The sequence below is a fragment of the Halomonas marinisediminis genome (assembly GCF_004347715.1).
GTDB classification, from domain to species: Bacteria; Pseudomonadota; Gammaproteobacteria; order Pseudomonadales; family Halomonadaceae; genus Halomonas; species Halomonas icarae.
Map to the genome: position 1 here is coordinate 1 of NZ_SLTR01000048.1, position 864 is coordinate 864.

Consider the following 864-nt stretch of genomic DNA (forward strand, 5'->3'; position numbering starts at 1 on the left):
ATGAACACCTCCATTGCCTCCATTATGAGGCTTATCGGGGTGTCCGCTCCAATTAGACCACTTCACTGTTCGTCCAGGTGCTATTGATGGCCCGCGAGATGAAGCTGCTCAAGCTCGGCTCCATCGCGCTGGATAACACCAAGCTCAAAGCCAACACCAGCAAGCACAAGGCGCTGTCGTATGGCCATGCCAAGCAATTGGAAGCACAGCTTAAGGCTGAGGTGAAAGCGCTGACCCAGCGAGCCGAGTCCGCAGATCGGGATGACGCCGCCGATGGCATGGACATCCCGGCGGAGATTTCCCGGCGTGAACAGCGCCTGGCGGCGATCGCCGAAGCCAAGATAGAAACGTGGGATGCCGGCGAGCAAGCTGCCTATCAGGAAAGGATGGCACGACGCGAGACGCAGCGGAAGGCGGGCAAAAAGCCCCGAGGACGCGACCCTAGGCCACCCCACTGGCAATCCCCGCGACAAGGTTCAGGTCAACCTCACCGACCCGCAGTCTCGCATCATGCCAATCACCGGCAAGGGGGTTGATCACTACTATAATACCCAGGCCGCGGTGGATACCGACACCCTGCTGGTGACTCACCTGAAGTGGTCCAAACTTCGGGCACCACTTTAGTCCCCGGCGCCTATCACAAAACGTTTCTGAGGAAGTCTCGAACAGACCAAAGCGCAGAAGGCCGCCCCCTGAGGGAGCCGGCCTTCTCTACGAAGCCTCGCTGCGTCGGCGTTACAGCTTCTGCTCAAGCTCCGGCAGGGCGTCGAACAGATCCGCCACCAACCCATAATCCGCGACCTGGAAGATCGGCGCCTCCTCGTCCTTGTTGATCGCCACGATCACCTTGGAGTCCTTCATGCC

At 59.7% G+C, this 864-nt stretch carries 1 protein-coding gene and 1 pseudogene; one reads left to right on the forward strand and one right to left on the reverse strand.

The genetic code is table 11. The annotated features are described in order from the left end of the window. The first annotated feature begins 86 nt into the window (after nucleotides 1-86). On the forward strand, nucleotides 87-536 hold the full coding sequence (locus E0702_RS15795) for a hypothetical protein (RefSeq protein WP_205741952.1): 450 nt from the start codon (nucleotides 87-89) through the stop codon (nucleotides 534-536). Nucleotides 537-735: 199 nt separating this feature from the next. On the opposite strand, the pseudogene E0702_RS19980 reads toward E0702_RS15795, so the two are convergent. Then, a pseudogene (locus tag E0702_RS19980) lies at nucleotides 736-864 on the reverse strand (electron transfer flavoprotein subunit alpha/FixB family protein); the annotation flags it as partial.

What these genes read in the sequence shown, in the direction of transcription:
- E0702_RS15795 (WP_205741952.1), top strand. Translation starts at nt 87, where the DNA reads ATGGCCCGCGAGATGAAGCTGCTCAAGCTCGGCTCCATCGCGCTGGAT.